Source organism: Streptomyces sp. NP-1717, assembly GCF_022695985.1.
Lineage (GTDB): Bacteria > Actinomycetota > Actinomycetes > Streptomycetales > Streptomycetaceae > Streptomyces.
On record NZ_JAAPBF010000072.1, the window covers coordinates 1 to 25,031 of the forward strand.

22 protein-coding genes are annotated in these 25,031 nt (G+C 71.9%); 10 read left to right on the plus strand and 12 right to left on the minus strand.

Features of this window, described 5'->3' with window-relative positions:
- From hypB to GXP76_RS16990, 3 genes are all read left to right on the plus strand, one after another.
- Positions 1–639: hydrogenase nickel incorporation protein HypB (gene hypB, locus GXP76_RS16980; protein ID WP_242572374.1), on the plus strand; the 639-nt coding region annotated here is incomplete at its 5' end.
- A 322-nt stretch (positions 640–961) separates the two neighbouring features.
- Positions 962–1,411 carry a hypothetical protein gene (locus GXP76_RS16985; RefSeq protein WP_242572375.1) on the plus strand — a complete coding sequence of 150 codons (450 nt, stop codon included), beginning with the start codon at positions 962–964 and terminating at the stop codon, positions 1,409–1,411.
- A 41-nt stretch (positions 1,412–1,452) separates the two neighbouring features.
- Complete coding sequence (locus tag GXP76_RS16990; RefSeq protein WP_374361348.1) at positions 1,453–2,349, plus strand: SAM-dependent methyltransferase; 897 nt, start codon at positions 1,453–1,455, stop codon at positions 2,347–2,349.
- On the opposite strand, the gene GXP76_RS16995 is transcribed toward GXP76_RS16990, so the two are convergent.
- Both GXP76_RS16995 and GXP76_RS17000 read right to left on the minus strand, forming a co-directional pair.
- Positions 2,330–3,253 carry a helix-turn-helix transcriptional regulator gene (locus GXP76_RS16995; RefSeq protein WP_242572378.1) on the minus strand — a complete coding sequence of 308 codons (924 nt, stop codon included), beginning with the start codon at positions 3,251–3,253 and terminating at the stop codon, positions 2,330–2,332. The two genes, GXP76_RS16990 and GXP76_RS16995, sit on opposite strands and share 20 nt — an antisense overlap.
- 92 nt (positions 3,254–3,345) lie before the next feature.
- Entirely contained in the window at positions 3,346–3,573 is a 228-nt protein-coding gene (locus tag GXP76_RS17000) for a DUF397 domain-containing protein (RefSeq protein WP_242572379.1), read from the minus strand.
- 270 nt (positions 3,574–3,843) lie between these two features.
- Here GXP76_RS17000 and GXP76_RS17005 point away from each other — a divergent pair, with 270 nt between their 5' ends.
- The 3 genes from GXP76_RS17005 to secD all read left to right on the plus strand — a co-directional run bounded on the left by GXP76_RS17005 (position 3,844) and on the right by secD (position 7,199).
- The gene (locus tag GXP76_RS17005; RefSeq protein WP_242572380.1) at positions 3,844–4,104 is read left to right on the plus strand and encodes a hypothetical protein; all 261 of its coding nucleotides are present in this window, start codon (positions 3,844–3,846) and stop codon (positions 4,102–4,104) included.
- Positions 4,105–4,206: 102 nt separating this feature from the next.
- Positions 4,207–4,791, plus strand: coding sequence for a hypothetical protein (locus GXP76_RS17010; RefSeq protein ID WP_242572381.1), 585 nt, complete (start codon positions 4,207–4,209; stop codon positions 4,789–4,791).
- Positions 4,792–4,865: 74 nt separating this feature from the next.
- On the plus strand, positions 4,866–7,199 hold the full coding sequence (gene secD, locus GXP76_RS17015; RefSeq protein ID WP_242572382.1) for a protein translocase subunit SecD: 2,334 nt from the start codon (positions 4,866–4,868) through the stop codon (positions 7,197–7,199).
- A 141-nt stretch (positions 7,200–7,340) separates the two neighbouring features.
- On the opposite strand, the gene GXP76_RS17020 is transcribed toward secD, so the two are convergent.
- Together GXP76_RS17020 and GXP76_RS17025 are read right to left on the minus strand one after the other, a co-directional pair.
- Positions 7,341–8,552: a S8 family peptidase gene (locus GXP76_RS17020; RefSeq protein WP_242572383.1), complete on the minus strand. Its 1,212-nt coding sequence runs from the start codon at positions 8,550–8,552 to the stop codon at positions 7,341–7,343.
- A gap of 266 nt (positions 8,553–8,818) precedes the next feature.
- A complete protein-coding gene (locus GXP76_RS17025) occupies positions 8,819–9,634 on the minus strand; it encodes an endo alpha-1,4 polygalactosaminidase (protein WP_374361368.1) in 816 nt (271 codons plus the stop codon).
- A 314-nt stretch (positions 9,635–9,948) separates the two neighbouring features.
- On the opposite strand from GXP76_RS17025, the gene GXP76_RS17030 reads away from it, so the two are divergent.
- From GXP76_RS17030 to GXP76_RS17040, 3 genes are all read left to right on the plus strand, one after another.
- On the plus strand, positions 9,949–11,370 hold the full coding sequence (locus tag GXP76_RS17030) for a hypothetical protein (protein WP_242572384.1): 1,422 nt from the start codon (positions 9,949–9,951) through the stop codon (positions 11,368–11,370).
- Between the two features lie 91 nt (positions 11,371–11,461).
- Complete coding sequence (locus GXP76_RS17035) at positions 11,462–12,766, plus strand: AAA family ATPase (protein ID WP_374361355.1); 1,305 nt, start codon at positions 11,462–11,464, stop codon at positions 12,764–12,766.
- Complete coding sequence (locus GXP76_RS17040) at positions 12,763–14,022, plus strand: VWA-like domain-containing protein (RefSeq protein ID WP_242572385.1); 1,260 nt, start codon at positions 12,763–12,765, stop codon at positions 14,020–14,022. The genes GXP76_RS17035 and GXP76_RS17040 overlap by 4 nt, the downstream gene beginning before the upstream one ends.
- 30 nt (positions 14,023–14,052) lie before the next feature.
- On the opposite strand, the gene GXP76_RS17045 is transcribed toward GXP76_RS17040, so the two are convergent.
- The 6 genes from GXP76_RS17045 to GXP76_RS17070 all read right to left on the minus strand — a co-directional run bounded on the left by GXP76_RS17045 (position 14,053) and on the right by GXP76_RS17070 (position 20,928).
- Entirely contained in the window at positions 14,053–14,679 is a 627-nt protein-coding gene (locus GXP76_RS17045) for a hypothetical protein (protein WP_242572386.1), read from the minus strand.
- Between the two features lie 75 nt (positions 14,680–14,754).
- Complete coding sequence (locus tag GXP76_RS17050) at positions 14,755–15,249, minus strand: hypothetical protein (protein WP_242572387.1); 495 nt, start codon at positions 15,247–15,249, stop codon at positions 14,755–14,757.
- A gap of 140 nt (positions 15,250–15,389) precedes the next feature.
- Positions 15,390–18,251 carry a glycoside hydrolase family 2 TIM barrel-domain containing protein gene (locus GXP76_RS17055; protein ID WP_242572388.1) on the minus strand — a complete coding sequence of 954 codons (2,862 nt, stop codon included), beginning with the start codon at positions 18,249–18,251 and terminating at the stop codon, positions 15,390–15,392.
- Positions 18,252–18,415: 164 nt separating this feature from the next.
- The gene (gap, locus tag GXP76_RS17060) at positions 18,416–19,411 is read right to left on the minus strand and encodes a type I glyceraldehyde-3-phosphate dehydrogenase (protein WP_242572389.1); all 996 of its coding nucleotides are present in this window, start codon (positions 19,409–19,411) and stop codon (positions 18,416–18,418) included.
- A 116-nt stretch (positions 19,412–19,527) separates the two neighbouring features.
- Positions 19,528–20,484: a GlxA family transcriptional regulator gene (locus GXP76_RS17065; protein ID WP_242572390.1), complete on the minus strand. Its 957-nt coding sequence runs from the start codon at positions 20,482–20,484 to the stop codon at positions 19,528–19,530.
- 21 nt (positions 20,485–20,505) lie between these two features.
- Complete coding sequence (locus GXP76_RS17070) at positions 20,506–20,928, minus strand: YjbQ family protein (protein WP_242572391.1); 423 nt, start codon at positions 20,926–20,928, stop codon at positions 20,506–20,508.
- Positions 20,929–21,002: 74 nt separating this feature from the next.
- On the opposite strand from GXP76_RS17070, the gene GXP76_RS17075 reads away from it, so the two are divergent.
- The gene (locus tag GXP76_RS17075; protein WP_242572392.1) at positions 21,003–22,124 is read left to right on the plus strand and encodes an NAD(P)-binding domain-containing protein; all 1,122 of its coding nucleotides are present in this window, start codon (positions 21,003–21,005) and stop codon (positions 22,122–22,124) included.
- 15 nt (positions 22,125–22,139) lie between these two features.
- Here the strand turns inward: GXP76_RS17075 and mltG are convergent, their stop codons facing one another.
- The gene (mltG, locus tag GXP76_RS17080) at positions 22,140–22,988 is read right to left on the minus strand and encodes an endolytic transglycosylase MltG (protein ID WP_242572393.1); all 849 of its coding nucleotides are present in this window, start codon (positions 22,986–22,988) and stop codon (positions 22,140–22,142) included.
- A gap of 113 nt (positions 22,989–23,101) precedes the next feature.
- Positions 23,102–24,946, minus strand: coding sequence for a NovA family novobiocin export ABC transporter (locus GXP76_RS17085; protein ID WP_242572394.1), 1,845 nt, complete (start codon positions 24,944–24,946; stop codon positions 23,102–23,104).
- Positions 24,947–25,031 lie beyond the last annotated feature (85 nt).

Consider the following 25,031-nt stretch of genomic DNA (forward strand, 5'->3'; position numbering starts at 1 on the left):
ACCATCACCCTCGAACAGCGGGTCCTCGCCAAGAACGAGGACCTGGCCGCCGCCAACCGCGCCTGGCTCACCGAGCAGGGCATCGTGGCGGTGAACATGATGAGTTCGCCGGGCGCCGGGAAGACCACCCTCCTGGAGCGCACCATCCGGGACCTCGCCGGCCGGCGCCCGGTCTCGGTCGTCGAGGGTGACCAGGAGACGACGCTCGACGCCGACCGGATCAAGCGGGCGGGCAGCACCGCCGTCCAGGTCAACACCGGCGCGGGCTGCCATCTGGACGCGGGGATGATGCGGGACGCGCTCACGACCCTGGCACCGGCGGCCGGATCGCTCGTGCTGGTCGAGAACGTGGGCAATCTGGTCTGCCCCGCCCTCTTCGACCTCGGGGAGCGCAGCAGGGTCGTGATCATCTCGGTCACGGAGGGGGCGGACAAGCCGCTCAAGTACCCCTATATGTTCGCCGCCGCGGATCTGGTGATCGTCAACAAGATCGACCTGCTGCCGTACGTCGACTTCGACGTCGCCCGCTGCGAGGAGTACGCCCGCTCCGTCAACCCGGGCCTGACGATGCTGTCGCTGTCGGCGACCACGGGCGAGGGGATGCACAGCTGGTACGACTGGGTGGCCGAGCGGTACTGAGCCGGGCGGCACCGAGCCGCACTTCGCCCCGCCGAGGAGACGTTCGGAATTCGAATCCGATTGCGAATTCGGGGAGCGGCGGGCGCCCTTCGGTATGTCTGTGAAATCTGACTTTGCATGACGGGGTATTCGCCGTGACCGCGGAGTGACACACGGTACGGTCGTCACAGCTCCGAGTAAGGGGCCCTTCGGTTCGTCAGGTATTTCCGCGGCGATTCCCGCCGCGGAGCGGCGGACCGCGTTTCGCGCCGAGCCCCTGGAAGGAGACGCGTTGAATACGCACCCGCGAGCCCGCCCCGTCACCGGCGCCCGAAGCCGGCCCATGAATCAGCAGACCCTCCTCGGCCTCGCCGCCTTCGTGCAGCTGCACAGAATTCACTACCTGTCCTACGCGCGGGCCAGGCTGCTCGACGAGACCGCGAGCCAGGCGGCGGTCGACGCGACCATCTCGGCCGTCGCCGGCCGGTGGAACGAACTCCTGCGGAACGCGCGCCCCGCGGCGGACGCGTGGCAGCAGTTGCGGGCGCAGATCCAGGCGGCGAGCCGGGACGGGGACGGACGGGACCCGGCCGTCGGGCTGCTGTACCGCGCGCTTCCCCAGGACACCGCGGACACCGCACTGCTGCGGTGGCGGCTGTCCATGACGCCCGAGGCCATAGCCGATCTGATGGGTATCGACATTCCGACGGTGACGGCGTCCCTCCTGACGGCCCGGCGGCAGTTCTCCGACACGGCGCTGAGACAGCTGGAGCACCGTACGTCCCGGCCGTGAGAACCCTGAGTGGTGGTGCGGCCACGGTCCGTCCTCCTAGGATGGTGGCGTATTCCCTGGCGAGATCGGGGCTCGAACCGGGAGGGGTCTTTCCGTTGGCGGACAACAGGCGTGTCGATTTATCCGTTCCGAGCGCGGCGAGGATGTACGACTGGCTGCTGGGCGGCCATTACAACTACGACGTCGACCAAAGAGCGTCCGAGGAGCTCCTGAAGGTCGCGCCGACCACGAAGGAACTGGCGCGGAACAATCGCTGGTTCCTGGAACGTGTCGTCCGTGTCATGGCCGAGGAGCACGGAATTCGGCAGTTCGTCGACTTCGGGTCCGGTCTGCCGACGCAGAACAACGTCCACCAGATCGCACAGGCGGTCGATCCGCGGTCACGAGTCGTCTATGTGGACGACGACCCCGTCGTCCTCGCGCACGGTCAGGCGGTCTTCGACGAGAACGACCGGAGCGTGGTCATCGCGTCGGACATGCTGGAGACCGAGTACATCCTGGAACACGCCGACTTCAAGCGTCTCATCGACCTCGACCAGCCGGTCGGCGTCCTGTTCAACTCCGTGCTGCACTGCATCCCCGACGCCTCCGGGCCCGGCGACCTCGTCACGCGTGTGGTGGACCGCCTGCGCCCCGGCAGCCTCGTGGTGATCTGCCAGCTCGTCAGCGACGACGCCGGACTTCGCCGGCACGTCACGGAGATGATGCTGGAGCAGACGCACGGCCGATGGGGCCGGGTGCGTGAACGGGCCGAGGTGGACCGGTACTTCGACGGCCTGGTGATCCAGCCCCCCGGTCTGGTCGATGTCACGGACTGGCGTCCGGACTCCGAACTCAAGCGACGTCAGCGCAGCATCGAATGGACGGAGTACGGGGGGCTGGCCGAAGTGCCGCCGGACCGGCCCGCCGGCGCTGTACCTAGACCTCGTACCGCTTGATCGCGTCCAGGAGTATGGCCCGGCTGTCGCGCCAGGAGGCGGCGGCCTCGTGGCTGAGGCGTAGCATCAACTCCACACGCCGCTCGACGTCGTCCGGCTTCACGTAGTACGTCGCGTCGTCGTCCCCCTCGACGTACACCATGGCGGGTGGCCCAAGGGGGCCGAAGCGCAGATGGGCCATGGACCCGTGGTTGGACACGACGCTGCTGTCCAGCGGTACGAAGCGGATGGTGACGCCGGGCCGGTCGCTGAACTCCAGGAGTCTGCACAGCTGTTCGGCCATGATCTGCGGGGTGCCGACCCGGCGGAGCAGTACGGACCGGTCCAGCAGGAAGACCGCTCTGGGCGGGTCCGGCTGGTCGAAGAACCGTCGCTGGCGCTCCAGCCGGAGCTGGACGCGCTGTTCGAGCCGGTCGCCCTCGAAGACTCGGAGGCCGTCGCTGATGATCTGCCTCGCGTACGCGGCGCTCTGGAGCAGGCCCGGCACGATCCGTGCCTCGTAGGCGCAGAAGTACACGGCCTCAGACTCCAGCCCGATCAGCCGCTGCATCCACGAGGCCGCGTAGTCCGAGTAGCGGTCGAACCACTCGGGCTCCACCGCGCGGCGGGCGAGGAGGGTGAGATCGGCCCGCTCGGCCGCCGTCGCCCCGTACCGGTCGGCGAGGATGTCGATGTCCCGCGGGTCCGGCGGGCTCTCGGCCCGTTCGAGCCGGCTCACCTTGGAGACGGACGCGTTGATCAGTTTCGCCGACGCGGTCGCGGTGATTCCACGCGCCTCGCGCATTCCGCGCAGTTCCAGGCCGAGCACGATACCGGCGGCGGTCGGATTGAGACGTCGCCGGCGAACGGGGCCGGGAGCGTGGCCGAAAAGCGGGAGCGGGGTGTTGTCTGGCGGATGGGACACGCATGCTCCGTTCATGAGTAAGCGTGGCTCATCATGGCACGGCAAAAGCCCGCATGTCCCACCGAACTGGTGCTCAGAAAACGCCAGTTGAACTACAGCGCGTCGAACTCGCCTTTCCTCGCGCCGTCCAGGAAAGCTGCCATCTCGAACGCCTCGAAGATCAGCGCCGGCCCGTCGGGGTCGGTCGAGTTGCGCATCGCCACCTTACCGCCCGGCAGAGCCGCCAGTTCCACGCACTGACCGTTGGCCGTACTCTTCCGGCTCTTGATCCACTCCGCCGTGATGGATCCCGCCGGGACACCGTTTCGATAGCCGTCCATACGCTGCTCCCTCGCTGTTTTCGAACAATCCGAGTTCCCGCCGATTCCCCTCCGGATATCGCCGACGAAAGGGCGAATCCGCAGACGGGAGGTCCGCGTGACCCCGTCGTGCAATTGCATGGGCGGGAACACGGCGATACTAGACCCGGAAATTCGAACAGAACTGTCCCCCTGAAGGGTGATCCGGAAGGAGTGTCGGGCTCGACATCAGCCCGGAGATGGACGTTCGATTGGACCGGCCGTCACACCCTCACCCAGTCAGGAGCTGCCATGACCACCGAGCAGGAAGCAATCGACGCCATCCACCACGCGTTCGGGAACAGCGCGCACGCCGAGGTGAACACGTTCCCCGCGGGCAACGTGTCGATCACCCTCACCAAGGGCGAGCACGCGGCGACGATCGACGGGCACCCGGAGAGCGGCTGGGGCTGGACGGTCGACCCCGCCGACGACGAGGGATTCAGCGGGCACGCGAACACGGCCACCACGCTCGAAGAGGCGATCGCCGACGTACGCGCCGCCCTCATCTGAGCCGGATCGCGACCCGGGCACGCGAGGAACCGACGGGCGGGGACCGCACACGAGTTCTTGTGCGGTGCGCGCCCGTCGGCGCGCGACGGGTACCTTGAGACGGTGACTGTCCAGGCGCGGAAGGCGCGCGGTGACCGCGCGAGGCCCGCGCCGGCGAACTCACGGGCGCGGCGAACGGCTTGGGGAGTTCGGCAGCGTGCCGCCGGGGTGCTGTCGGCGCTGCTCCTCGGCGTCGTCACCCTGGTCTCCCCCGCACCGGCGTCGGCGCTCGGCGCGAGCACCACGGCCACGAACACCGGCGCCGCGGCGGCCACCCCCGTCCAGCGGACACTCCCCCAGCAGACCGACCGGCCCGCCCGCGCCGAACGCTCCGAGCGGTCCCGCGATTTCCGGCGGGACTCGCCCCGCGCCGCCCACAGCCACGCGGGCGCGCCGATCCGGGCCGCGTCCACGGGTCTCTGGGCACCCGAGCACACGCGCCAGCAGCACGCGCCCCAGCCCGACACGGGCGTCCTGCCGCTCGCCACGGGACTCCCCCTCCTCCGCGCCGTCGTGGAGTGCGGCGTACGGCCCGGCGTCGGCGCGCCGACGGCCCGGCCCCCGGGACTGCCCGACGTCCGGGGGCCGCCCTCCGGGAGCAGTCGTCCGCACTGTCCCGTCTCCGCGCCGACCCACCGCCCCCGGTAGAGCCGGGCGGGCCCGAAGCAGGCCCGCCTTCCTCGTGGGGGTGGCGCGTTCCGGCGCCCTCCCGGAGGATTCCCATGACTCGCGCCACCACGGTGCGGGCAGTTCTAGCCGTCGCCGTCCTGCTCGTATCGCTCTTCGTCACACTCACCATGAGCCCCAGACTGGGGCTCGATCTGCAAGGCGGTACCCGGCTCGTACTCCAGGCCCGCGACTCCGCGACCGCGACCGCGGACCGGGAGAGCACCGACCGTACGGTCGAGGTCCTGCGACAGCGGATCGACGCGCTGGGGGTCGCGGAGCCGACCGTCACGCGTTCCGGCGAGGACCGTGTCCTCGTCGAACTCCCCGACGTCACCGATCCGCGGAAGGCCGCCGAGGTGCTGGGCCGGACCGCCCAGCTGACCTTCCATCCCGTCAACGGCGCCGCGGACGGCGAAACATCCGAAGAGTCCGATAAGTCCGGGGAGCTGGTCCTCCCCGACGAGAGCGGCGGCCGGCTCAGGCTCGGTGCGCCGGATCTGTCGGGAGCGGGGGTGAAGGACGCTCGCGCGGAGTTCGACGGGCAGCGGGGAGCCGGCTGGTCCGTCTCCCTCGACTTCCGTGACGAGGCGTCCCGCGAGTGGACACGGCTGACCGGGGAGGCCGCCTGCCAACCACCGGGGGACGAGCGGCGCCGGGTCGCGATCGTGCTGGACGGCAAGGTGATCTCCGCGCCACAGGTGAGCCCCTCGGTGGCCTGCGGGGCCGGACTCCCGTCGGGTACGACCCAGATCAGCGGGTCGTTCTCCGCCGACGAGGCCAGGAACCTGGCGCTGCTGATCAAGGGCGGGGCCCTGCCCGTACCGGTCGACGTCGTCGAACAGCGCACCGTGGGCCCGACGCTGGGGGCCGAGGCGATCAGCGCGAGCGCGCGGGCCGCGGTGATCGGCGCGAGCCTCACCGCCCTGTTCATCACCTTCGTGTACCGCCTCTTCGGCGGCCTCGCCGCGCTGGCCCTGGCCGGGTACGCGCTGATCTCGTACGCCGCCCTCGTCGGACTCGGCGTCACGCTGACACTCCCCGGGCTGGCCGGGTTCGTGCTGGCCATCGGTATGGCGGTCGACGCCAACGTACTGGCCTTCGAACGGGCGCGGGAGGAGTACACGGGCCGCTCCGGCGGCGCTCCACGGTCCGGCAGAACCCTGCGGTCCGCGACGGCCGCCGGATTCCGTAACGCCCGCACCGCGGTCATCGACTCCAACGTGACGACACTGATCGCCGCCGGCCTCCTCTTCGCCCTCGGATCGGGACCGGTGAAGGGGTTCGGCGTCACGCTGGGAATCGGCGTACTCGCGTCGATGTTCTCCGCCCTGGTCATCGCGCGGGCACTGACCGACCTGGCGACGCGCTCCCGCTTCGTCGCCGACTTCCCCGGCGTCAACGGAATCGGTCTGCCCGGCCGGGTGCGTACGTACCTGACCCGCCGCGCCCCTGATCTGTTCCGCAGGTCGCGGCGGTGGCTGGTCGTCTCGGCGGCGGTGATGGCCGTCGCGATCCTGGGCGTGGCCCTGCGCGGGGTGAACCTGGGCGTGGAGTTCACCGGCGGGCGGCTCATGGAGTACGCGACGACCCGGCCCGTCGACGTGGAGACCGCTCGTACGGCCCTGGCCGACGCGGGCTTCGCCGACGCCGAGGTCACGACGGCGGGCCGGCAGGAGATCTCGGTACGCACCGGGGACACGGGCGACAGTACCGAGGCCGCCATCCGCGGCGCCCTGAGCGAGGAGGGCGGGACAACGACGAAGCTGCGGGACGACCTGATCGGCCCCAGCCTCGGCGACGAGCTGAGGCGCCACGCGCTGATCGCGCTGGGGATCGCCGTGGGAGTCCAACTCCTCTATCTGGCGGTGCGGTTCAGGTGGTCCTTCGCGGTGGCGTCGGTGACCGCGCTGGTGCACGACGTGGTGATCCTGATCGGGGTCTTCGCGTGGCTGGGCCGTCCCGTCGACGGGATCTTCCTCGCCGCGCTGCTCACCGTCATCGGTTACTCGGTGAACGACTCCGTGGTGGTCTTCGACCGTGTCCGTGAACTGTGGGCGAGGTCGCCCGGCGCCGCCCTGTTGCCGACCGCGCGAACGGCCGTACTGCAGACGGTGCCGAGAACGGTGAACACCGGTATGGGCGCGCTGTTCATCCTCACGGCGCTGGCGGTGCTCGGCGGGGACTCGCTCAGGGACTTCGCGCTGGCCCTGCTCATCGGTATCTGTGTGGGCACGTACTCGTCGGTGTTCACGGCCGTGCCGGTCGCGCTGGCCATGGAGGCGCGCAGCAAGGGAAGTCCGGGAGCACCGCGCGGGCGGCGTGGCGCGGGCCGTACGGGAGCGGTGCCGCGTCGCGGGCGCCGGGCGGACAACGGGGCGCGGGTGTGAGCGCATGACGCGGGCCGGGGGCCCGGGCGTGGGAGACGTACCGTCCCACGCCCGGATCCCCGGCCGTCGTGCGTCGTGCGTCGTGCTTCGTGCGTCGTGCGTCGTGCGTCGTACTTCGGTGCGGTGGTGCGGCGCTTTTCGTTACGGGACGAGCCTCAGCAGCTTGTTCGGGGAGCCGGTCCCGACACCCGTGATGACGTTGGACGTCGCGCCGTTGACCAGCGCCGTGGCGACGGCCGCCGGGGAGGCACCCGGGTGGTTGGTCAGATGGACGGCGGCGGCGCCCGACACGTGCGGGGCGGCGAAGGAGGTGCCGTTGCCGGTGTAGGTGGCGCTGTCCGAGGTGTTCCAGCCGGCGGTGATGCCAGAGCCGGGCGCGAAGATGTCCACGGTGGGGCCGTAGTTGGAGTACGTGGCCCGTGCGTCCGTCCTGGTGGTGGCGCCGACCGTGATCGCGGTCGACACCCGCGCGGGTGAGTAGTTGGACGCGAGCGCGCCCGAATTGCCGGCCGCGATGGAGTACGTGACGCCGGACGCGACGGATCTGCGCACCGCGTCGTCCAGGGTGGTGCTGGGCCCGCCGCCGAGCGAGACGTTGGCGACGGAGGAGGCGACATGGTTGGCGGTGATCCAGTCGACGCCGGCGATGACCCCGGCGGTCGTGCCGGAGCCGTTGTCGCCGAGGACGCGCACGGCGACGATCTTCGCCTTCTTCGCGGCGCCGTAGGTGGTGCCGGCGACGGTCGTGGCGACGTGGGTGCCGTGACCGGCGCCGTCCTGGGCGATGGCGTCGTTGTCGACGAAGTCCCAGCCGTACGAGGCCCGGCCGCTGATCTCCTGATGGCTGATGCGGACGCCGGTGTCGAGTACGTAGACGGTCGCGCCGCCGCCCGCCGAGTCCGGGTAGGTGTAGGTGCCGTTCAGCGGGAGGTTCGGCTGGTCGATACGGTCCAGGCCCCAGGGCGCGTTGGTCTGGGTGGCGGTCGAGTGGACCTTCTGGTCCTGCTCGACGGTCGCGACCGCCGGGTCGGCGGCGAGCCGCCTGGCCTCGGCGCCGCTGAGGGTGGCGGCGTAGCCGTTGAGGGCCGACGTGTAGGTGCGCTTGACCTGGCCCCCGTAGCCCGCTATCAGCTTCTTGCCCTGGGCTGTCGACGCCCTGAGTCCGGCCGCCGGCTTCAGCGTGACGATGTAGCTTCCGGGCACCGCCTCCGCCGCACCGGCGTGCAGAATCCTGCCTTCCGCCGGGGCCGCCTGCGCGGGTGCGGCCAGGCCCGCGCCGAGTACCGCCGCCAGGGTCGCCGCGGTGGTGATCGCCACGGCGGCCCGCCGCTTGGTGTCGCGTACTGCTGCCATCGAGAGGGTCCTCCTCGGACGGTGGCGCGCCGGTCGGACACGCGCCGGTGTGGGGACGGCGTACGGGGTCGTAGGCCGCACCACGACGATGACCTGGGGCGTTCGGGCGGAACAAGCTTTCCCGGACGATGTCATGACCGCGACACAGATCTGACACCCGGTCAATCTGTCGTGACACAGGGGCAATACGCCCGTCGCACGAACATCACCGACGGCCCGGGCGGCGTCGGACACCGGGACCCGGAGGGACAACCGCCGCCGCGAGGTCAGCAGGTCCGGCGGAGGTAGCCGTCGCCGCCGAGCGGCGCGACGCCCAGATCACGGCGGACGATGCTGAGACTGTCGCGCCAGCCCGCGCACGCGGTGGTGAGACCGGTGGACGTGTACTCGATGACGATCACGTCGTCACCGAAGTGCTCGGTGAACGCGTCGCACTCGTCGTACTCCCCGCACTCCTCGACGACGGCGAAGTCGAGCCCCGTGCCGGAACGGAACTCGGCGAGCTCGGCGGTGTTCTTCTGACCGATCGCCAGGCCCTCGGCGTGCGCGTGCTCGGAGAGCAGCGCGACGAAGGCCATCGCGGCGGAGCTGCCGAAGCCGCCCCGGCTCCGCTCGTAGCTGTCGTAGTTGTCCGGCTCCACGGCCTGGTACCCGCTGCTCGCGCAGCCGTCGATCCAGCCGTTGACCCTGGCCGCGATGCGGTCCCGCTTGCCGGGGGTGCTGATGTCGAGGATGGCCTCGTCCCACTCCTCGTCGATGACGACGTCACCGTCCGCGTCACGCAGAAGGAGGTCGGGGGCCCACTCGTCCAGCTCGTCGGGCTGGACCTGGAAGGCGTTGACGTAACAGATGTTGTAGAGCCCGTCCGCCGGGGGATCCTCGCGGTCACGGCTGACCACCTCCACCCCGGCCGGTGGCGTGTACGCGCCGCCGATCTGGTAGTCGAACCCGGCGTTGGCCGGCGGAAGGGGCGCCGCCCCGGCCGGGACGCCCGAGGAGGACGAGGCGAGGAGAGTGGTGATCAAGGCAGCCGAGAGGGCCGCGACCGCGGTGAGGAACCGGCGGGAACGGGCACGGTCGATGCTCACTGTCGAGCTCCGGAGAACTGGAGGGTACGTCCCCGCCTCGGACCCCGGAGGGGTCCTGGCGACTCTGTCCGGGCTCGCGGACCACGGGCCCGTCCACCGGCTAGGCGTACCTCTGGCGCCGTGTGCTCAGCTTGGTCGCTCAGCTCCGGCGTTGCGAGGAGTAAAGCGAGCCGGACCATCGCGTGTCAAAAAACGCCGTTCCCGGTCATAAGCGTCTGGCAGTTCGGGATGAGGAGCGCTATGGTCACCGCGATGACTACCTATTCCGCCGTCAGATTGGGGGACCCGTCCACGCAAGGTGAGTGCTGATGCTCACTGAGACCGTGCACGGGAACTCCCGCTTCTCCTTCTGGCCGCGCGTGCGTCGTTACGCCGTGCCGCCCTCCGTGATCGAGACCGCGACCGCCCGCCGTCATGTCGGCGACTGGGCGGGGGCATGTGCCGCCGCGGGCATCGATGTCGATCTCCATCCACGTGCCGCTGCCCGTACCCACGGGTCGGAGTTCGCGGCCCGGCTCCGCGCCGATCTTCGCCACCTGGCTCCCGACCTGTTGCGCTGGCACATGCCGAGGATCGCTCCCGACGGGCTGCTGCGCCCGGGACTGACCGTCGCTCTGGCCCGTTACGACGTCGCGGGGCGCGACGGTGTGTACCCGGTGCGTCTCGTCGTCCGGACTCCGCCCGCCTGGGCGGACGGCGGTCAGCGGATCAGCCTCGCGCTGTGGGACGGATCGCGCGACGCGGACGGCCCCCGCGGCCGTTCCCACCCGCATCCGCATCCGCATCCCGACCGGCGGTTCCGGCTCGATCTGCACCGTCATCTGTGGGACGCGCGCAGGACGGACGAGCTTCGCGAACGGTCCGGGGCCGGCCGGTCACCGGCCGGCGGCCGTCCCGCGACCGACCCGGACGTGTTGGCGGCGGTTCCCCCGGGACACCCCTGTGCCGTTGACCGCTGGGCGGCCGAGGCGGAGATCCTGCTGCGCGCCGAGGGGCGCTCCACCGGGGCCTTCACCGTACGGTTCGGGGCCGGGCTGCGGCTGGACCTGGAGCTGGTCGCGGACCGGGACGGTGTCGGGCCGCCCGTACCAAGGCTCACGACGGCGTCCGCGTACGGTGTCGCCTCCGCGCTGCCGGTCCTGCCCGACGCGGCGGCCTGGGTGCCCCCCGACCTGGAACTGCTCCGCGCCGGTCTGATCGAGGCCGAACTGCTGCACCCGCTGGTCGCCTCGGCGCTGGTACCGGAGCACACACCGGCCGGGCCGTCCCGCGTCGGGGACCCGGCCGGGCAGGGGCGCCTCGTGGAGTGCCGGGGAGCTCAGCACCGGATCGGCTTGGTCGACGGGGTGCTGGCCCCGCTGGACCACGACCCGGACGAGATCCGGCGGGAGGAGCTGCTGGCCTCGCTGAGCGGTACTCCGCTGCCCTGTCTGCGGGCGATCGACGAGGCGCACCGCACTCCGGACTGTCTGAGCGGGGTCCGCGAACGGCTGGACCACGGCGACGCCGCCGGCGCGCTGGCCGTCGTCGAGGGCCTGTTGGGCCCCGACGCGCTGTTGCGCGGCGGCGCTCTGCGGGACGAGCTGGCGGCCGCCGCGGAACGGCGGATCGCCTACGGGCTGTTCAGGGCGGGAATGGTCGGCCCCGGTCCTCGCTCGGGCCGCAATCTGTACCGGGCTTCCCGTCCCCGGGACCTCCGTTCGCGTCCGCGCCACGGCATCACCCGCTGAACCGAACCACCACCGATCGGCAGGGAATCCCTGTCCCGCCACGCCCACTTCGCCCACCTCCGCGCACCAACGAACCCACAGGTGATGAAACTTGTCCTCACGCACGCCTTTCGCCCCCACCACCGATACGGCCGCCGGCACCGCCGCGGCTCCGGCCGCCCACGGCGCCGGATCGCAGCTCGACGTCGCGGACGAACTGCTCGCCCTGCTGCGCGACACGACCACCGAACCGCGCCCCGACATCCAGCTGGAGGCGCTGACCCTGGCCGTGGCCGCCGATCTGCCCGTACTGCTGTGGGGTGAGCCGGGGATCGGCAAGACCGCCGCGCTGACACAGCTCGCCGAGTCCCTGGACCTGCCGCTGACCACGGTGATCGCCAGCGTCCACGAGCCCTCCGACTTCTCGGGCCTGCCGGTCGTCGGGGACGATCCCGCCGAACAGGGTGTCCCGATGGCCCCGCCGGACTGGGCGGTTCGACTGGTGCGGGCGGGCCGGGGGCTGCTCTTCCTCGACGAACTGTCCACCGCGCCACCGGCTGTTCAGGCCGCGCTCCTGCGTCTCGTACTGGAGCGGCGGATCGGCGCCCTGCGGCTGCCGCCCGAGGTGAGGATCGTGGCCGCGGCCAATCCGCGGGCGTCGGCGGCCGACGGCTGGGAGCTGAGTCCGCCGCTGGCCAACCGCTTCGTCCACCTTCAGTGGATCCATGACCACGAGGTCGTCGTACGCGGCCTCGCCGGGACATGGCCCCGGGCGACGCTGCCACGGCTCGACCCGCGACTCCTCCCGGAATCGGTGGACTTCGCCCGCCGTGCCGTGTGCGGTCTGCTCTCGGCCCGCGCCTCCCTCGTCCACCGGCTGCCGGGCAACGAGGCCCGCCAGGGCGGCCCTTGGCCGTCCCCGCGGAGCTGGGAGATGACGCTGCGTCTGATCGCCTTCGCGACCGCGTCCGGCTCGTCCCGGGAAGTGCTCTCCCTGCTCGTGAGGGGCACCGTGGGGGACGGTCCGGGGCTGGAGCTGCTGGCGAGTCTGGACCGGATGGACCTGCCGGACCCCGAGGAGCTTCTCGCCGATCCGTCGGGTGCCGCGCTGCCCGAGCGGGGGGATCTGCGGCAGGCCGTGCTCGACGGGGTGGTACGGGCGGTACGCGCGCGGCCGGAGAGGGACCGCTGGGACGCGGCGTGGGCGCTGCTGGTCCGGGCGATGGAGACCGGGGCCCCGGACCTGGTGGTCGTGCCCGCGACCACGCTCGCCTCGCTGCGCCGGGAGGACTGGGACGTTCCCGCGTCGATCGACCGGCTCGCCGGAGCGGTGTCCCTCTCCCGGCGGGCCGACCGGGCGGCGGCCCGCGCCGCGGAGATCGCGGGCGCCGGGAACGGCACGGGGGCCGGACGATGACCGCGGACGCGCCGGGGACGGGGGCCCTGGACCGCGACAAGCTCTTCGCCGCCCGGCTGCACGCCGTCCGGGCCCGGCCCTTCATGGCGACGGCGTTGTTCGCCCTGCACGTGGTGGAGTCACGGCGGGTACCGACGATGGCCGTCGACCGGCAGTGGCGGTGCTACGTCTCCCCCGCTTTCGTGGCCCGGACGCCGGTGGAGGAGTTGGCGGGCGTATGGGTGCACGAGGTGTCGCACCTGCTCCGTGACCACCACGGGCGCGGTGACCGGGTCGCGCGGGAGCGCGGGCTGACCGGCCGGGCGGAACGGCTGCGGATGAACATCGCGGCGGACTGCGAGATCAACGACGACGCGTTCGGTGACGGCCTGGTCCGGCCCGAAGGAGCCGTCGAACCCCGGCTGTTGCAGCTGTCCGAGGGGCAGTTGATGGAGGACTACCTGCGGCAGTTCGGGCTCGGGCCGCTGACGGAGAGCATGGCCTGGCTGGACTGCGGCAGTGGCGCCGACGGGCTGGAGCGGGAGTGGGACCTGGGACCCGACGGCGCGGACGGGCTGAGCCCGCAGGAACGGGACGCCGTTCGCTTCCGGGTGGCGCAGGGCATCACCGCCCGGCCGGGGAACACTCCGAAGGGGTGGCGCCGGTGGGCGGAGGAGGCGTTCCATCCGCCGCAGCCCTGGCGGGAGTTGCTGGGGGCGGCGGTCCGCTCGGCGACCTCCGGTTCCGGTGCGGGCGAGGACTACACGTACGGCCGGCCGTCGCGGCGGTCGGCCGGGCTGCCCGGTGTGGTTCTGCCGAGCCTGCGGCGCAGACCGCCCCGGGTCGCGGTGATCATCGACACGTCCGGGTCGGTCAGCGACGACGAACTGGGCAGCGCGCTCCTGGAGGTCGCCGCGATCTCCCGCGCCGTGGGTGGCCGGCGGGACCTGGTCTCCGTGCTGCCGTGCGACGCGGCCGCCCGGCTCGTGCATCCGCTGTGCCGGGCCGCCGGGATCCCCCTGGTGGGCGGAGGCGGTACGGATCTGCGGGCGGGCTTCGCGAAGGTGCTCCGGACGGGACCGCGGCCGGACGTCGTCGTCGTCCTGACGGACGGTCAGACCCCGTGGCCCGAGAGCCGGCCACCGTGCCGGACGGTGGTGGGGCTGTTCGACCGCCGCCGTACGCGGTCGTGGGAGGAGGAGACCGACTACGTACCGGACTCGCCGCCCGCGTGGGCGCGGGTGGTCACCATCGATTCGGCCTCCGCCGCGCGGTGAACGCTCCGGGGCGACGCGACCGGGACCGGCTCAGCGGCGATCCCGTCCGGGAGGACGGTGTCCGGCACGTCGCAAGGCCGTCGCTTCCTCGATCATCCGCTCGGCGAGAGGGATCCGCTGTGCCGGGGGACTTCTCCTGATCAGGGCGCTCATCCGCTGTGCCTCCTCGGTGGTCGGCAGGAACCCCACCAGGAGTACGGGCAACAGGAGCCGCCGGACGAGGAGTTCGCCGGCGGAGGTGACATGTGGCCGGCGCACCACCGAGACGTTGACGCGGACGGCGTGTTCGTTGCCGCGTGGGACACCCGGCCGGTCCGTCTCGATCGCGGCGTAGCGGAAGCCGTGGGCCCGGTCGCAGGCGGGGCAGCCGACCGGGCCACGACCGAGCCTGTCCCCGCAGTCCGCGCAGACGAGCCGGTCGAGTGCGGCGTCCACCACCCGCCAGTCGTGACGGTCGGGTTCGGCCGCCACCATCTCGGCGAGGGCGGTTTCCTGGTCGTCGCCGACGTCCCACCGGCGCAGGAAGCCGGCCCATTCGTCCTCCACGATGCCGTCCACGAGCGCGCGGCAGGCCGTACAGGCGGGCGCCCCGCCGTACTCGGAACCGCCGCACTCCGCACAGGGCCGGGGGGACGCCCCGACCTCGGGTCTCGTCATGCCCGTCTCCTCCCGTGTACGCCGATGGGGCCCTCGGACGAGGATCTCAGGCGGGTCGGTCGGCGCGGACGCCGGTCAGTCGGCGTGGAGGACGGCGAGGCCGGCCTCGCCGTCCTCGAACCGGGCGAGCAGTTCGGCGACCGGCGCCGACCCGTCGTCGTCGACGAGGAGCACCGGCTGCTTCTCCCCGCCCTGTTCGGCAGGGACGAAGCCGGTCACGATCTCACGGCGCACCAGGGGCACCCGGTCGTCGTCCGTGGCGCCGGCCGGGAGGTGGGGCAGGTAAGCGCCTGCGAGGTCGGGGCGGTCGGCCAGTGCGTGCGCGAGCACCTGACCGGACGTCGTGACGACGACCGCCAGACGGTCGCCGGTCCGCTCGTAGCGGGCCGACAGGTCGAACGGCAGGAGGTGGAACACCCCTTCCTCGCCCTCGTGGCCCCGGTCGAGCAGCAGGGAGATCACACGCTCGCCGGGGCTCTCGGAGGTGTGGTCGAGGCCGAGCAGCACCACGGGGTCGTCCGCGTCCAGCAGGGGAACCGTGGTGATCCACATGCGCGCCGATACGTCCATGGGGGCGATTCAAGCGCATGCCACTGACAACCGGCGGCGCGGGTGCCTGCGGGCAGGCGTACCGGCCGGGACACCCTCACCGCCGGCCGACGGCGGCGGGCCGTGCCCACCAGAGCGTGGGGCTGGAGGAAGGAGCGGTCTCAGGCACCGGGCCGCGCCAAGGGAGTGAAGGTGAGCGTGAGGGACGCCCTGTCCGCGTGCAGGCGGTACCGGGGCAGCACACCCGGGCCGCAGGAGGCCGACCCGAGGCCGTTCTGCGCGAGGTCGAGGTTGAGCACGACGGTCCCGCCGGGCTCCAGGTCGGTGGTGTGGGTCGCGGCGTCGAGTTGCTCGGACGTCCAGCGTCGGGCGGTGAAGGCGAAGGCGGGTTCGCCGTCGACCCGCAGGCCCGCCCCGTCGGCGGATGTCAGCCGCAGCCACCGCAGGTCGATGCGGTTTCCGTTCTCCTGGGGGAAGACGTACGGCGTCTGAAGGGCGTCGACGGTGCTGGTGAAGCGGCCGATCCGGGCGGCCTGCCGGCTGTCGGCGTACGCCTCCCCCGGTCCGCGCCCGAACCACTCGGCCCGGCCGAGGGCGCCGGGCAGGGTCATGCGTACCCCGAGCCTGGGCAGTGTGCACGGCCAGGTGCCCTCGGGTTCGATGTCCAGGCGCAGTCGCAGGCTCCGCTCGTCGGCGCTCCAGTGGTGGTCGGCCCGCATCCCGAAGCCGTGACCGGCCGGGGCGACCCTGGTGCGTACGACGAGGGTGTCGCCGAGGAGTTCGACGCCCACGAGCCGGTGCTGCGCCCGGTGCAGCCCCGCGGCCCGCCATCGCGCTTCGTCGGGGTCGCCGGAGCTGCGGTCGTTGTCGGTGGGGGCACGCCACAGATCGAGCCGGGGACCCTCGACGGTGAGATCGCCGAGCGCGGTCAGTCGACCGGTCGCCCGGTCGAACAGGCCGGGCCCCAGGCGCAGTTCCGAGTCCGACACCACCACAGCGGCGCCGGCGGCGGGTGCGGCGGGGGCCGGCTTCGGACCGATGAGGCTCTGGCCCCAGGCGACGACGTGCCCGGCCGGTGCCCATGAGGTGTCGGCGGCGAGAGCGGCCCGTACGGTGAGCCAGCTCTCCGCCCCCGTGGCGGGCAGGTCGGGCAGCGGCAGATCCGTACTGGCGCCGGCGGCGAGTGGCGGCACGGCGAGGGCTCCGCCCGCGACCTCGACGCCCTCCTCCTCCAGCGTCCAGGAAAAGTCGAGATGCGCCGTCGACGCGATGTCGTAGTGGTTGGTGACGCGCAGCGCGCCGTCGGCCGCCGTGATCCGCACCGGTTCGAAGACCTTCGCGAACTCGGCGAGGGCGGGGGACGGCGTGCGGTCGGGGTGGACGACCCCGTCGATCACGAAGTTGCCGTCGTGCAGGGGCTCGCCGAAGTCTCCGCCGTACGCGAAGTGGGCGCGTCCTCCCGCGTCGTGCCGGGCCAGTCCGTGGTCGATCCACTCCCATACGAAGCCGCCCTGGCAGCGCGGGTGGCGCTCGAACAGGTCGCGGTACTCCAGCAGGCCGCCGGGGCCGTTGCCCATCGCATGGCCGAACTCGCAGAGGATGAAGGGCAGTTCGCGGGCCCGCTCAGGTCCCGCGAGGCCCTGTCCGATGCGGTCCACCTCGTCGTGGTCGGCGTACATCCGGCTGTGGACGTCGGTGTAGGAGCAGTCGCTGTCGCCCTCGTAGTGCAGGGGGCGGGTGGGGTCGCGCCGATGGGCCCACTCGGCGGCGGCGGCCAGATTGCGGCCGGTGCCCGCCTCGTTGCCGAGCGACCACAGGACGACCGAGGGGTGGTTCTTGTCCCGCTCGACCATGCGGCGCATCCGGTCCACGAAGGCGTCCGCCCACCGGGGGTCGTCGCTGGGGTTGCCCTCCCAGCCGAGTTCGCAGAAACCGTGCGTCTCCAGGTCGTTCTCGTCGATGACCCACAGGCCGTAGGTGTCGCACAGATCCAGGAACGCGGGGTCGGGCGGGTAGTGGCTGGTGCGGACGGCGTTGACGTTGTGCCGTTTCATGAGTTCGATGTCGGCCACGGCGAACTCGCGGGGCACGACGCGTCCCGACTCGGGGTGGAATTCGTGGCGGTTGACGCCGCGGAAGACGATGCGGCGGCCGTTCACCTTGAGTTGGCCGTCCTCGACGGTGACGGTGCGGAAGCCGATACGTACGGGGACACGTTCGGTGTCGGTGTGGACCTCGCCCTCGTACAGCCGGGGTTCCTCGGCGCTCCACGGCTGTATGTCCGCCAACTCGGCCTGTTCCCCTGCGGGCAGGGCGGTGATCCCGAGTTCGGGGACGCTGAGGCGTACGTCGCTGTCGGCGTCGAGGCGGAGCGTGCCCCGTGCGGTGAGGTGGTCGTAGCCGGCGTCGACCGTGTAGTCCCGGACTCCGCCCGCCGGGCGCGCGAGCAGGGTGACGTCGCGGAAGATGCCGGACAGCCACCACATGTCCTGGTCCTCCAGATAGCTCCCGGCGGACCACTGGTGCACTCGTACGGCGAGGAGATTGCCGCGCCGGCGCAGCAGGGGGCCCACGTCGAACTCCGCGGGGAGCCTGCTGCCCTTGGTCACGCCCAGTTCGGTGCCGTTGAGCCAGACGCGCCCGCAGGAGTCGATGCCGTCGAAGCGCAGGACGGCCGGCTGGTCGGTCCAGTCGTCGGGCAGGTCGAAGACCAGCCGGTGGTCACCTGTCGGGTTGTCGGACGGCACATGGGGCGGGTCGACCGGGAAGGGATAGCGGACGTTGGTGTAGGCGGGACTGCCGTGGCCGTTGAGCTGCCAGTGGCCGGGGACGGGGATGCCGCACCAGTGCCGGTCGTCGAAGTCCTCCCGTTCGATCCCCTCCGGCGCCGCCCGCGCCGTCGGCGAGAGCAGGAACCGCCACTCGCCGTTGAGACTCAGCGCGGGCGCGTCGGAACGGAAGGCGGCACGGGGCGGCGACGAACCGTGGCCGGGGGCGGGGTCTTCGACGTACGAGGAAGGCAAGGGAACCCCTTCGGCCCTGGCGGGCGCACGGAACGACGATCAGCGGCACGATCGCCACCAGCGTGCCCGCCACGACGGCGCGGTAATCGGTGACTGGGCGTCCGTCGAGCCGTGCCGGCGCGAGTCACTGCGCCGGGGCGCACCGGACGGTCCCCGGCGACCGGTCAGCGGGCCAGCAGTTCCAGTGTGTCGATCAGGCGGTTGGAGAAACCCCACTCGTTGTCGTACCAGGCGACCACCTTGATGTGGCGGCCGTCGACGCGGGTGAGGGCCGAGTCGAAGATCGCCGAGGCCGGGTTGCCGGTGATGTCGGACGACACGAGTGCGTCGTCGGAGTATTCGAGGATGCCGGCGAGGGGTCCTTCCGCCGCGGCGCGGTAGGCCGCCAGCACGTCGTCGCGCGACACGTCGCGGGCGACGGTCGTGTTGAGTTCGACGATCGAGCCCACCGGCACCGGTACGCGGATCGAGTCGCCCGACAGTCTGCCGTCGAGGTTCGGCAGCACGAGGCCGATCGCCTTGGCGGCGCCGGTCGTGGTCGGCACGATGTTGACGGCGGCGGCGCGGGCGCGGCGGGCGTCGCGGTGGGGAGCGTCCTGGAGGTTCTGTTCCTGGGTGTAGGCGTGGACGGTCGTCATGAAGCCGTGCTCGATGCCGGCGAGGTCGTCGAGCACCGCGGCCAGGGGCGCGAGGGCGTTGGTCGTGCACGAGGCGTTGGAGACGATCGTGTGCGCGGCCGGGTCGTACGCCTCGGTGTTGACCCCGTACGCGACGGTGGCGTCGGCTCCGGCCGACGGCGCGCTGACGAGCACCTTCCTCGCGCCCGCCGTGAGGTGGGCGCGGGCGGCGTCGGCCGAGGTGAAGCGGCCGGTGGACTCCAGGACGATGTCGACGCCGAGTTCGGCCCACGGGAGGCGCGCCGGGTCGCGCTCCGCGAGCACGGTGATGCGGCGTCCGTCCACGACGAGGGCGTCGTCGTCGGCGGTGACCGGGCGGCCGAGCCGGCCGGCCGTCGTGTCGAAGGCGAGCAGCCGTGCGAGGTCGGCCGGTTGCGTGAGGTCGTTGACGGCCACGATGTCGAGGTCGCTGTCGCGTGCGAGCAGTACGCGCAGCGCGTTGCGTCCGATGCGGCCGAATCCGTTGATGGCGATACGAGTCATGAGTGGTGTCCCTTCGGTTCCCCACCAGGCTCGCGCGCGGCGTGAACGCGTGGCGGCGGCGTGAACGCCATGGTTCGAAAGGATCGTGCCAAACGGCGGGACGGTAGGGCCGCGGGCTACTCGCCCGGGGCGAAGGTCCGCCGGTAGGCGCTCGGCGTGGTGCCGAGGGTTCCCTGGAAGTGTGTCCGCAGGTTCGCGCCGGTGCCGAGACCGACGTCCGCGGCGATCTGCTCGATGCTGCGCTCCGAACGCTCCAGCAGTTCCCGGGCCATGTCGACGCGGGCCCGCATGACCCACTGCATCGGCGTGTACCCGGTGTCCTCGACGAAGCGCCGCGAGAACGTGCGCGGCGACACCGCCGCGTGCCGGGCGAGCGACTTGAGGCTGAGGGGCTCGTCGAGCCGGCGCAGCGCCCACTCGCGGGTGGCGGCGAACCGCTCGCCGAGCGGTTCGGGCACCCGGCGCGGCACGTACTGCGCCTGGCCGCCGCTGCGGTAGGGGGCCGCGACGAGGCGCCGGGCCGCGTGGTTGGACGCGGCCACGCCGAGTTCGGAGCGCAGGATGTGCAGGCACAGGTCGATGCCGGAGGCGGCGCCGGCCGACGTCAGCACGCTGCCCTCGTCGACGAACAGCACGTTCTCGTCGACCCGGACGAGCGGATACCTGGCCGCGAGTGCTCGTGTGTAGTGCCAGTGGGTCGTGGCGCGCCGGCCGTCGAGCAGGCCCGTGGCGGCGAGCGCGAAGGCGCCGGTCGAGATGGCGGCGAGCCGGGCGCCCCCGCGGTGGGCGTCGATCAGCGCCTCGACGACCTCCGGCGGTGGGTCGTCACGGTCGGGAAAGCGGTAGCCGGGGACGAAGACGATGTCGGCCCACGCGAGTGCGTCGAGCCCGTGGGCGACGTGGTACGACAGACCGTCACCACCGGCCACCAGACCGGGGGCCGCACCGCACACCCGTACCTCGTACGGCATGCTCTCGCGGGTCGTGAACACCTGCGCGGGGATGCCCACGTCGAGCGGTTTCGCGCCTTCCAGCACGAGGACGGCGGCGCGATGCGGTCGGGGGGCGGGCACGGGCACAGACTACGGGCCGGGTCAGCCGAGGAAGCTGAGCCGGACCTCGCGCTCCGGGTTGTCGACGTTCGTGTCGACCAGGCAGACGGATTGCCAGGTGCCCAGTTCCAGGCGGCCGGCGATCACCGGGAGGGTCGCGTGGGGCGGGACCAGGGCGGGCAGGACGTGGTCGCGGCCGTGGCCCGGGGAGCCGTGGCGGTGCTGCCAGCGGTCGTCGGCGGGGAGCAGGGTGTGCAGTGCGGCGAGCAGGTCATCGTCGCTGCCCGCGCCCGTCTCGATGACGGCCACCCCGGCCGTGGCGTGCGGGACGAAGACGTGGAGGAGCCCGTCGCGGCCGGGCGCGGTCTCGCGGAGGAACTGTTCGCACAGGTGGGTCAGGTCGGTCACCGCCTCGTCGGTGCCGGTGGGAACGTTCACGATCCTGGTGGTGAAGGCGTCGGACATGGGTCCCATCCTGCCGCGCCCGAGAGGTGTTCGCGTGCGGGATGATCCGGGAACCCACGACTGTTGGTAGAAACGTGAACGACTTCGGGGTGGCAGAGACGGCCGGACCGGCGCAGACCGGCGGGGCACGGGACGTGGACGTCGTGATCATCGGCGCGGGACAGGCGGGTCTGTCGAGCGCCTACCATCTGCGGCGCACCGGGCTGGTGCCCGACCGGGACTTCGTCACCCTCGACCATGCCCCGCGGCCGGGCGGTGCCTGGCAGTTCCGGTGGCCCTCGCTCACGTACGGGAAGATCCACGGGATGCACGCACTGCCGGGCATGGAGTTGACCGGCGCCGACGAGTCGCGGCCGTCGTCCGAGGTCGTCGGGGGCTATTTCACCGCGTACGAGGAGCGGTTCGGCCTGCGGGTGCGCCGGCCCGTGGATGTGACGGCGGTGCGCGAGGGCGACGGCGGACGGCTGCGTGTCGAGACGTCGGACGGTCTCTGGTCGGCGCGGGCGCTGATCAACGCCACGGGCACCTGGGACCGGCCCTTCTGGCCGCGCTATCGGGGGCAGGAGACCTTTCGGGGCCGCCAACTGCACACGGCGGGCTATCCCGGACCCGGCGCGTTCGCCGGGCTGCAGGTGGTCGTCGTCGGTGGCGGGGCTTCCGGGACACAGCATCTGATGGAGATCGCGGACGTGGCCGCGGAGACGACATGGGTCACGCGCCGGCCACCGGTCTTCCGGGAGGGGCCGTTCGGCGAGGAGCAGGGGCGGGAGGCCGTCGCGCTGGTGGAGGAGCGGGTACGGGCGGGGCTCCCGCCGCGCAGTGTGGTGTCGGTGACGGGGCTGCCGGTGAACGAGGCGATCGAACGGGCGCGGGAGCGGGGGGTGCTGGACCGGCTGCCGATGTTCGACCGGATCACCCCGTCCGGTGTGGCCTGGGACGACGGGCGGTACATCGAGGCCGATGTGATCCTCTGGGCCACCGGTTTCCGCCCGGCGATCGACCATCTGGCGCCGCTGCGGCTGCGCGAGCCCGGTGGCGGGATCCGGGTCGAGGACACGCGGGCCGTACGGGACGAGCGCGTCCATCTGGTCGGGTACGGGCCGTCGGCCTCCACGATCGGCGCCAACCGGGCGGGGCGGGCGGCCGTACGCGGGATCCGGGCGCTGCTGGCGCGCGAACCCGTGCTCGTCCCCTGACCGCCGACCGGGCGCTCAGTCTTCCGCGGCGCTTCTGTTGGCGTTGAACTCCGCGACGTTGCGCTGGTGTTCGGCGTAGTCGGCGGTGAAGCGGGTGTCCCCCGCCGCCACGGTCACGAAGTACAGCCAGTCGCCCCGCGGCGGGTTGATCGCCGCGTTCATCGCCTCCTCCCCCGGGTTGCCGATCGGCGTGGGCGGCAGACCCCTGGACTCGTAGGTGTTGTACGGGCTCGCGGTCTTCGTGTCGGAGTGCGTGGTGTCCAACGTGCTGCGGTTCAGCGCGTAGTTGAGGGTCGAGTCCATCTGCAGCGGCATGTCCCTGGCCAGCCGGTTGTGCACGACCCGCGCCACCCGGCCCATGTCGGCGGGTGTGTCGGCCTCGGCCTGCACGATGCTGGCGATCGTCACGGTCTGATAGACGCTCACGCCGTTGCGCCGGGCGCCCGCGGTGACACGGTCGGCGCCGAAGCGCTCCTGCGCGGTGTCGACCATGTAGCCGAGCAGTCCGCCCGGGGTCGCGCCGGCCTCGACCGGATAGGTGGCCGGGAAGAGATATCCCTCGGGGTTGCGCCGGGCGGCGCCGGGGAGTTCGAGCCGGGTCGCGGTCGCCGCCTTCTCGGTGGTGCCGGGCGCGACGTCGAGGACCTCGTCGACCGACGCGTACACCTGGGTGGCCCGCCGCCCCTCGGGGACGAGCAGCGACACCGTCTTCTTCTCCCCGGCGGGTGGCTCTCCGGTCAGCAGCAGCGGCACGAGCACGGCCGTGGCGACGGCCACCACCGCGCCCGCGATCAGAACCAGCCGGCCCCGGCGGGTCAGGCGGGGCCGGTACTTCGAGGGCACGCGCGGGAGTCTGTTCTTCATACCGGCACGCTAACCCGGACAAAGCGCTGATTTCGGCACCTCGAACGGGGTGGTGTGCGAGCCCGGGAGCGGCGGCGCCACCGTGCGCCGGGGACGGTGCGTCCGGCGGCGCGTCAGGCGCTCACGCGTGCGTCCGCCTCCGGGGGCGGCGCCGTCGGCACCGCGCCGTCCCGGCGGACGAGCGCCGCGTACCGCCCGTCGCGGTCGAGCAGCTCCTGGTGCGTGCCGCGCTCGGCGACGCGCCCCGCGTCCAGGACGACGATCTGGTCGGCGTCGCGCACCGTCGAGAGCCGGTGCGCGATGGTGAGGGTCGTACGGCCCTCGGAGAGGGCGTCGATGGCCTGCTGGACCGCGTGTTCGGTACGGGTGTCGAGCGCACTGGTCGCCTCGTCGAGCACGAGGACGGGTGGGTCGCGCAGGATGGTGCGGGCGATCGCGAGGCGCTGCTTCTCGCCTCCGGAGAAGCGGTAGCCGCGCTCGCCGACCAGGGTGTCGTACCCGTCGGGCAGGGAGGCGATGTGGTCGTGGATCTGCGCGGCCCTGGCGGCCGTCTCGATCTCCGCGTCCGTGGCGTCCGGCTTCGCGAAGCGGAGGTTGTCGGCGACCGAGGCGTGAAAGAGATACGTCTCCTGCGACACGACGCCGACCGCGCGGGCGAGGGTCTCGAAGCTCAGGTCGCGTACATCGACCCCGTCGAGCAGCACCCGGCCTCCCGTCACGTCGTACAGGCGCGGCACGAGATAGCTGAGGGTCGACTTGCCCGATCCCGTGGGACCGACGACGGCGAGACTGCCTCCGGCGGGGACGGTCAGGTCGATGCCGTGGAGGGTGTTCCCGTCCTTCTCGTCGTAGCTGAAGTCGACGCCGTCGAAGCGGACTTCGCCCCGGACCGTGTCGAGCGCGACCGGCTTGGCGGGTTCGGTGATGTCGACGGGCAGGTCGAGATATTCGAAGATGCGCTGGAAGAGCGCGAGCGACGTCTGCATCTGCACGCCGGTGGCGAGCAGACTCACGGCGGGGCGGAAGAGTCCCTGCTGGAGGGAGACGAAGGCGACGAGCGTACCGATGGAGACGGCCGTGCCGCCGGACTGGAGGACGAAGCCCGCCGCCCAGTAGATGACGGCGGGCATGGCGGCCATGACGATGCCGATGACGGACATCCGCCACCGCCCCGCCATGTTCGACCGCACTTCCAGGTCGACGAGCCGCTCGGACTCCTCGGCGAAGGACGTGGTGAGCGAGTCGGCGCGCCCCATCGTGCGGCCGAGGAGGATGCCGCTGACCGACAGCGACTCCGTGACCGTGGCGGCCATCGTGGCCATCTGTTTCTGCCGCTGAAGGGTGATCCTCTTGCGCTCGCGGCCGACGCGGCGGCTGATCCACACGAACACCGGCAGCAGGAGCAGCGAGACGACGGTCAGCCGCCAGTCCAGCGCGAGCATCGCGACGACGGTGGCGATGACGGCGGTGAGGTTGGAGACCAGCGAGGTGGCGGTGGAGGTGACCGTCGCCTGCATGCCGCCGATGTCGTTGGCGATCCGGGACTGGACCTCACCGGTGCGGGTGCGGGTGAAGAACGCGAGCGGCATGCGCTGCAACTGCGCGTAGACGGCCGTCCGCAGGTCGTGCATCACGCGCTGGCCGACCGTCGTGGAGATGAGGGTCTGGACGACACCGAAGACGCTGCTGAGGACGGCGGTGAGGATCATGCCGAGGGCGAGCAGGCTGAGCAGCCCGGTGCGGCCCTGCGGGATCGCGGTGTCGAGGATCTCGCGCAGCATGAAGGGCGAGGCGACGGCCACGAGGGACGAGGCACCGACGAGCAGGCCGACGACGGCGAGCCTGCCGCGGTAGGGACGGAAGAGCCGGAAGATACGGCGGAGCTGCGCGGGCGGTTCCGGCAGCGACGGATCCAGGGGCCGGGCCGAGGGCTTCCAGGTCGACAGTTCGGACTTCATGGGCTCCTTCGAGGGATTCGGGAAGTGGGGAAATGACCTTCAGGAGCATAGCTCACTGTTACCTAGCTTCACAATGTACTTGGTC